At 61.4% G+C, this 7544-nt stretch carries 9 protein-coding genes and 1 pseudogene; 5 read left to right on the top strand and 5 right to left on the bottom strand.

What is annotated here, in order from left to right:
* Positions 1-843 precede the first annotated feature (843 nt).
* Positions 844-1701, bottom strand: coding sequence for an EcsC family protein (locus ACS5Q1_RS45325; RefSeq protein ID WP_473104364.1), 858 nt, complete (start codon positions 1699-1701; stop codon positions 844-846).
* 179 nt (positions 1702-1880) lie between these two features.
* Between ACS5Q1_RS45325 and ACS5Q1_RS45320 the strand changes: the two are divergent.
* Positions 1881-2691, top strand: a pseudogene (locus ACS5Q1_RS45320) (DUF72 domain-containing protein).
* Between the two features lie 338 nt (positions 2692-3029).
* Here ACS5Q1_RS45320 and ACS5Q1_RS45315 read toward each other — a convergent pair.
* Entirely contained in the window at positions 3030-3200 is a 171-nt protein-coding gene (locus ACS5Q1_RS45315; protein ID WP_473104363.1) for a hypothetical protein, read from the bottom strand.
* Positions 3201-3472: 272 nt separating this feature from the next.
* On the opposite strand from ACS5Q1_RS45315, the gene ACS5Q1_RS45310 reads away from it, so the two are divergent.
* A complete protein-coding gene (locus ACS5Q1_RS45310) occupies positions 3473-3700 on the top strand; it encodes a hypothetical protein (protein ID WP_473104362.1) in 228 nt (75 codons plus the stop codon).
* A 107-nt stretch (positions 3701-3807) separates the two neighbouring features.
* On the opposite strand, the gene ACS5Q1_RS45305 is transcribed toward ACS5Q1_RS45310, so the two are convergent.
* Entirely contained in the window at positions 3808-4056 is a 249-nt protein-coding gene (locus ACS5Q1_RS45305) for a helix-turn-helix domain-containing protein (RefSeq protein ID WP_473104361.1), read from the bottom strand.
* Between the two features lie 193 nt (positions 4057-4249).
* Between ACS5Q1_RS45305 and ACS5Q1_RS45300 the strand changes: the two genes are divergently transcribed.
* Complete coding sequence (locus ACS5Q1_RS45300; RefSeq protein ID WP_473104360.1) at positions 4250-4795, top strand: hypothetical protein; 546 nt, start codon at positions 4250-4252, stop codon at positions 4793-4795.
* A gap of 83 nt (positions 4796-4878) precedes the next feature.
* Positions 4879-5295, top strand: coding sequence for a hypothetical protein (locus ACS5Q1_RS45295; protein WP_473104359.1), 417 nt, complete (start codon positions 4879-4881; stop codon positions 5293-5295).
* Between the two features lie 51 nt (positions 5296-5346).
* On the opposite strand, the gene ACS5Q1_RS45290 is transcribed toward ACS5Q1_RS45295, so the two are convergent.
* Complete coding sequence (locus tag ACS5Q1_RS45290) at positions 5347-6123, bottom strand: antitoxin VbhA family protein (RefSeq protein WP_473104358.1); 777 nt, start codon at positions 6121-6123, stop codon at positions 5347-5349.
* Between the two features lie 80 nt (positions 6124-6203).
* Between ACS5Q1_RS45290 and ACS5Q1_RS45285 the strand changes: the two genes are divergently transcribed.
* On the top strand, positions 6204-6731 hold the full coding sequence (locus tag ACS5Q1_RS45285; RefSeq protein ID WP_473104357.1) for a hypothetical protein: 528 nt from the start codon (positions 6204-6206) through the stop codon (positions 6729-6731).
* A gap of 491 nt (positions 6732-7222) precedes the next feature.
* On the opposite strand, the gene ACS5Q1_RS45280 is transcribed toward ACS5Q1_RS45285, so the two are convergent.
* On the bottom strand, positions 7223-7544 hold a 322-nt coding region (locus ACS5Q1_RS45280; RefSeq protein ID WP_473104356.1), incomplete at its 5' end, for a hypothetical protein.

The raw sequence follows: 7544 nt of genomic DNA, 5'->3' as shown, positions 1-7544 counted from the left end.
TCCACCTGCCGCAGTTTCGCGACGATGTCCTCGGCCGTGTGTCTCTTCTTGCTCATTCGCTTGTCCTCCATTCGGCTTGAAAGCCATACATCAGGGAGGACCACTTCTCAGGGGGCAGGCCACTAGACGATTGAGCTCGGACGATTGGATTGATCGCGATCAAATGTGGGCTTCTCACCTCACCGGAGTTGCCCGCAAGCTTCGAGAGGATCATCCATCATGCAAGCTCTCGGCGACATCGATACTCAGAAGTGCCGGATTGAAGCTCTGGATTCTATCAAAGCCTCAACAATTACCAGAATGTCAAAAGGTCCTTTCGAGGTTACAGCGAGATGGGCGGACCCGTATCATCCCGTCGGTATTATAACGATCACGTCCGTACATCCCAATTCACTGCGGCAAGTCATTGCACTCCCGTGCCATTACACCGTGGAGATGTTCGAGGCCAAGGCCCTCTTGGCCGCCTAGGACTTGCACGGAGGAATCAGCGCATTTCATGCGTAGTACGCTTCAGAGGAGCCTCGAACGTGATGGGATCCTCAATCAACGGAGCAGGAGCCATCAGGCGCCCTGGATTGATGATAGGTTGCGTTCGGAGACGCGGTTCGGGATCGCGCCATTAGCCTCGTCTCACACTCAATCGGCTCCGTGTGTCGGTCGACGGCTCCCAATCAACATGCTGCCTCGTTCAGGCCACGTTTATCGGAATGTCCCGCCCACAGAACTGTCAGTTCGGCTGACATCCTCGGCCTGACGAGCAATATTTCACATACCACCGGCGCGAGAGTGGCATCGCAGCAGCCGTTCCCTTGAGCTTGCAGGAGGTTTAACTAAGAAAGCTAATCATCTGAGACGTTTGCGAATCTCGTCGTAGGCCGCCCGGACGGTCCCCTTGCCGTAGATCCGCTCCAGCCGGCGCACGGTGAAATGCCCGCGGGCCAGCGTCTGGAAGTGATCGATGAAGGCGGCGTTCACGGCCGCGCCGCCGATTGCTCCGACGACGGGTACCGCCTGGGCGGCGGCCTTCTGCGAGACGACCACCCCGAAGCGGGCTCCGATCTGGGCTAACAGGCGCACGATGGCCGAGGTGCTCTCGTCGACGACGCCGCGCCCGGCCATCTGCTGCAGGGCGCGGGTCACGGACTTCGCCATGGCGGCCCGTACGGCGAAGTAGCCGGCCTCGTGCAGGTTGTCCGAGCCGGAATGCCCGCCCAGGGCGAAGACCTGGACGCAGGCCAGCGCCGTCTCGGGATCCTCAAGGTCCTCGCCCTCGCTCTGGGCGATGCGGGCGATCGACCGCAGCATGATCGTGGTCGAGATCGGGAGCTCCACCAGCACCGCCGAGATGCCGAGGGCTCCGCCCATGGCCCCGGACAGGACCGCCAGCGCCTTGTGGGCGCGCGTTTCGGGATCGCGGCCCTCTTTCGGAATCGTCCTGAGCGCATATCGCAGCGCCCGGGTGAGCGCCGCCTGCGTGGCCTTCGAGATCAGGTCGGAGACCGGCACCGGAAGCGCCTGCCCGATCAGCTCGATCGGCCGGCCCGCCAAGGCCGACAGGCGAGCCACATAGCTCGGCCCCTCGAGGGCGAGCACGGCCTGCCGCAGCGCCTCGCGGTCCTCGTCCGAGAGGGCGATCTCTGGCATTGCCGGGCGGCCCGCGTCCACCGGAAGCGGCTCCTGTCGGCGAAGGTCTTGGCTCATGCAACCTATCTGGGGATCCGGAGCAGCCGCTGACAGGCCCGTCTACGGATCCGCCCTTCGGCCGGTCTACGGAAAGTGCATTGTCTTGTCCCGCGCGGCCAGCGAACGCCGGGGCCCAGCGCCGGAACGGCTGATCGGCGCCTGCGTTGGCACAGCGAGGCAGTTGTCGCGAGAGGAGCATGCAGACCCTTCCGGATCCACATCGGCTGATGTGCCGCTCACCACGTTCATCCCCGCCCAAAGTCGTCGCCCCGGTGCGGGTCGGCACCGCGGCATGGAGCATCCCGAAAGAGCATGCCGCCCTGTTTCCCGTGGCAGGCTCCCACCTGGAGCGCTATGCCGGTGTCCTCAATGCGGTCGAGATCAATTCCTCGTTCTACCGCCTGCACCGGACCGCCACCTATGAGCGCTGGGCCGCATCGGTGCCGAAGGATTTCCGCTTTGCCGAAGATCCCGAAGGCCATTACCCATGAGCGCCGGCTGAAGGACGTCGATGATCTGCTCGACCGGTTCCTGTCGGAGGCCGGAGGCCTCGGGCCCAAGCTCGGGCCGCTGCTCGTCCAACTGCCTCCGAGTCTGGGCTTCCACGGCGGCATTGCTGATCGCTTTCTGCGCGAGTTGAGAAGCCGGGTTCCCGGCAGCATCGTCTGTGAGCCGCGGCATGTGTCCTGGTTTATCCTAGAGGTCGAGGCCCTCCTCACTGAGCTTCGGATCGCCCGCGTCGCGGCTGACCCAGCTCCGGTCCCAGGCGCTGACGAGCCGGGCGGCTGGCGCGGTCTGTCGTACTATCGCCTGCACGGATCGCCCCGGATTTACTACTCGGCCTACAGCACGGAGTATCTGGCAGCCATCGCGGAGGTGCTCGCGAGGGATGCCGCAATGGGCGTCGAACCCTGGTGCATATTCGACAACACGGCGGCCTTTGCCGCAACGGGAGACGCGCTCACCACCCGAAGCCTCGTGAACGCCGCCGATTGTTCTCCCCCGTGAGCGAACCGAGCCGACCGCATATCGAGACGGCTGACTCACCGCTCAGGGGTTCCGAGACGGTCTGAGCCGCGCACGCTCCGGTGAGACAGCTGGCCCCTTCGATGGATCGCCCACACAGACGCGTGCGGGGCCGCACTGCTGGTCGGTGGCCGCTGCGGTATCCCACACCCTGCACGCGATCATGCAGGAGGGTGCCATGCAGGATGAGAAAGAGCGGTTTTCGTTAGCAGCGGCGATTACCGCTGTTTTCACATTGGGCTGCACCATCGGTGTTCTGTACCTGCCGCTATTCCTGCATTGAGCGCCGGGTTGGGTACGGCTCCTGCTTGGCCCTTGCCCTATCCGGTCGGCATCGTCACCGTCACATCCGTTCGACCCATCCGCCGCTGCAATTCATTACAGTCCTGTGCCCTTAGTCCCTGAAGATGCTCCAGGCTCTGCGCCTCCTGGCTCGTGACGACATGGACCACGAGACCGTCGGCCTCCCGCGCAACCGTGGCGATCGTCACAAGCCGGTCAGCGTCTCCCGCTCGATCCGGCCACCCAGAAGATCGTCGCATTGCAGGCGCAGTATGACCTCCATCGGAACCTCCTCGAAGCTTGCCCAGTACCGAATCAACGGAGCAGAACCAGCACAGGGTCCTCGCAAGCGACGGGAGAGCGTCCTCACCACCTATCGATGGATGTCCACGCATTCCACAGGCTAGGAACAAAAGAAGAACATTTTTGTGGTGACCCCGGGCGTGAAGCAATACCATCGCGACTTCCAAGGGAGAGGACGATGACCCAGCAGGAACAGGCGGCATGCAACGCGGATCCGATGGAAGCGGATGTTTCGGCCGTGATCGAGGCCTGCGGCGGTGATCCCAGGACCGCCATTAAGGCCCTCCTCGTCGAGCAGCTCATTCAGGAACAACGAATTGAACGGTTGGCGGCGGCCCTGTCGTTTGGATATGTGCGCGGACAAATCGGCGTGATGTGCGGGCGGCCCAAATCTCCAACCTCTTGATGCCCACCATTCGTGATGGTTTGGCTGACGTCTCTAAGATCGGCCCGGACGGTCCTGGAACAGCAGCCGCGCTCTGGGTGACGGGCCTCGGTGGTCGGCGACACCCCTCAGCGAGCGGACGTCAATGTCTTTGACGTGGACCGCCTTCGCGGCCTGACAAGAAGATCGGACGCCTCGACGCCCAAAGCCTTGGCAAGCCGATCCACCACGTCAATGGTTGCCGCGTAGACACTGCGCTCGATCGAACTGATGTAGGTCCGGTCAATCTCCGCCCGATGGGCAAGCTCCTCCTGCGACAGGCCGGCGGCCTGTCGGTACTTTCTTACATTCTTAGCGAGCACATCCCGGATCGACATGCCCGGGATCGCACCGCCTTGTAGAGTATTCCTCCACGGAGTATACTCTACAAAATGATCTTACCCGCTGGAATTCGTGTTCCTCTCTCTTCGGCCCAATCCCTTCCCAGTCAGCCAAAGTCTCTGCCCCACTACCCGGGGGCAGGTCACGACGGCCATCTCAGGTTGCGTGAAGGAGAGGCAGGATCGGACGATGTTTAGGCCGCCCATGAAATGTGTTGACTATGCTCTGCCCGACTATCCCACCCTGATCTTCCGCAGTTCGATCCAACCGTTCGATCCGCAACGACAATCATACGAGGTCACAATCTCCGCCGAAGGGCCGGACCGTGACCGCGACGATTGGCAGTATGACTTCGAGCGCTGGTGTCGCGGACACGGCCGGGTCGTGGAACGGAAGCGCCCCAACCGGAACGGAACAACCAGGATCGCATCCTTCGAGGGAACGCCAGCGCTCGTGGCCTTCATCGTCGATTGGATCGGGCTCGAATGGCTGGAGCGCGCCATGCAGGGCAGCGTCGGCATTCAGGCGCCGACGGACGTGTCTGCCCTCTTCGTTCAGCTTCAGGAACTTCTGAGCCTGACGCACAAGATTGATGCCCGGACGAGAATAGCGGATTTCCGGTTCTGGGCGGCGGCGCGGGCATCGCTGGGGCTCGACGTCCCTTCCACCGAGCTCAAAACTGGCAACTGGGATCACCTCTTCGATCAGGACCAAACGAGCGCTGTCCGGGAGTGAGGCGATGCACCGCCAGCACAGATATCGAAGTGCAAGCCCCCACTGGCACTGTCCTGGGCGCACTCAATCGTGGAAGTCTCGCCATGATCCGTAGGTATGCTCTCGGGCTTCTGATCCCACCGCTCGTCATGTTGGCGATCGGCTGGTACCTTGTGCACACCGGGGACTTCGACGGGGTCGAGTTCTTGGCCTTTCTCGGCACGCCTGCCGCCGTGTTGGTTCTGGCGTGGGCTGCTGTCGTGGCCAATGAGATCGCCAACCGGCGCAGTGAAAGGGGACCGCAGCAAATCCGTTCAAACAGGTTTCTGTTCTACTACCCTCTCGCGCCGGCCTTTTATCTGCTGGTGGGCGGCGGCGCCCTGTGGGCCGGCTACATCAATGAAGCGTATTTTCTCGCTGTCGCCGGGGCTCCTGCAACGGTCCTGACCCTGGCCTGGCTCGCCGTGCTGGCCAATGAGATCGCCAACAGACGAAGCGCAAAACACCAGCGAGATGACTGACGGCAAGCTCCTGTGGACAGATCGAGCACCACAGCGCCCCAAACGCTCCATTCAGTCAGTGTCAGTCTCAAGGCTCCTGATCGCCGGCAGAATATCCGTTATGTCAATGTCGCCGCGAATGAACGCTTCGAAGATCGGATCAGTTGTCGGGTCCCGTTCAATGCCAGCCATGAGGTTATTGTGATGGGCTGCCTCGACGATCTTTCGCCGGTGCTCAACCTCCTCCGGCGGGATCGGCGGCGTTCCAGCTCTTCTCAATGCAATTTCTTCGAGAAAGGCTCTCACTCTCTCAACACGGATCTGTCCCTCAGCCAACCAGAATGGATGATCCGGCGTTGCGGTATGCGCCGGCTGCCCCTCACGGGCTGGGAAGATGATGCCCGTGATCGCGGAGTTCTGCTGGAAGATGTTCGCAAGGAGCCGGTCAACCCGCTGTGTATAGCCGCTGGGATAATCCCGCATCACCATGCCCTCGCCCCATGCAGTCTGCAGGGTCAGGAACGAGACGGACGGAAACAGCTCGAAAATTTCCTCAATGCTTCGAGTCACCCCCGTCGTGAGAGCGACGCTGCCCTCCCCAGTAGCCAGGAGGCTCCAGGGGCGCTTGGGCAAGAGGTCCGCGAGGACGGAGATCGCCTCTGCGGAGTATCCACTAGGTGGATCGGCTGGCGCTGCGGGCTTATTGAGCTTGTCTCGCAAGGCCTTCTTGATCAGGCCTTCGATCACCGGAAGGCTCACCCCTCCGTCGGCAAGTTGCTGGATCAGCCTGGTGATTTCAGGATTGCGCATGAGGTCCTTTGGGCCGCCCGGATCTTCGTCCTTGGTCATGTCCGATCTCCATCTCAGGCGCGGTTCCGAGCTCTTATAGCAGGTAAGAGCCAGAGGAATCGCGGAGTTCGTCGGGATTCTTGGAACAGGCGTTGGAAGATGATCCAGTCATTCAGGAGAATGCGATGAATGTGCAGACCCGCTTGGAGACCAACGCGATCCTCGATCGGCTCGTCGCAGATGGATCGACCTTCTCCCGAAATGACGCACGCCGCCTCATCGAGCTAATTCCCGTTACTCCCTCTTCCCGGTTCTCGTTCAAAGGCATCTTGAAGGGACCAGGCTCCAACGTCCGGGGTCATGCGCCTGGTCATGGCGAGATTGCGCTGAACGAAGAGGCCAAGGAGAAGACGATCACGCTCAACGTCCCGGCGTCGCACAAGATTGGCGGCTATGTGGTGACGCACACGCCCGGCTCGATCGACATCGAACTGATGTGGGCTGAAACTAAGGCAGATCAGACGGGATTGAGCTGCCTGCTCGTGTACGATGGTCCGACGCAGGAACCTGTGGAACTGCGCATCGCCGCGCAGAAGTCGCTGTCGCTACTCATTTTCACCTTCAACTATGTTTCTTACGTCCCCTGGAAGAAGCCTGGGCTGGCGTAATGGCTGTCGCAGACTGGATGACACTATCGCTTATGGAGAACTTGGCTTGAGCGACATTTCAGAGAAGGTAAGGAAATTGGCTGAGAGCGATCATGAGAACAGTGAGCTGTTCCGTCAGGTCGTGGATCGTCTCAATGAGCTTGAAGCCACGAAGGCGACCTTAGAGCGGTGGCGCACTCGCTTGGAGTGGTCCAGTTTTCGGCAGGGTCAAGGCAGTGGCTACATGTCGTCAGGTGGTGATGGTCCCCTCCTTCCAGCTTGTCCGTTCTGCGGTCACCTGAAGCCGGGTGCAAGAGCGGAAGGCCACTTCATTGCAGAAGTCATAGGCCACAAACCCGATTGCGAGCTCCGGCAAAAGAGATAGGAATTCTGTTGTCGATCCAGTCTCGTTCCGGAGGAAATGGGGATTATGCACGTGGATTAATGTGCAACAGGGATGCTCCATAGGAGCGCAATAGCGCTCCTTGCGATGCCCGCGTGGCTTCTGCGCGTCACATGCAGCGATCGAACATGGTGGGCTTGTCGCTCGGGGCGGCGCCGACGACGGAGCGATCTGCCAAGCGCCCCTTCAGCATTTGGAAACTGACCCGCACTCGGGTTGAGGTAGCCCCCTGGGTGCAGACCCCAAGAGTAGTCCAACTCTGCTGCGCGCGCTGCAGGGGCGGGTCCAGCACGCACGAACCAAGACCGGCAGACCGTATGTTCGTTGCCGGCGGAGGTGGCTCGTCCACACTATGCGATGAGCGAGGGTTGCGCCGGATGGGCCGGTGCCGAGCCTCCCGCACAGGGGACGAGCCATGCAGCAGAATAGCA

The organism is Microvirga sp. GN3 (assembly GCF_055792825.1).
This window is presented reverse-complemented; position numbering and strand designations above follow the sequence as displayed.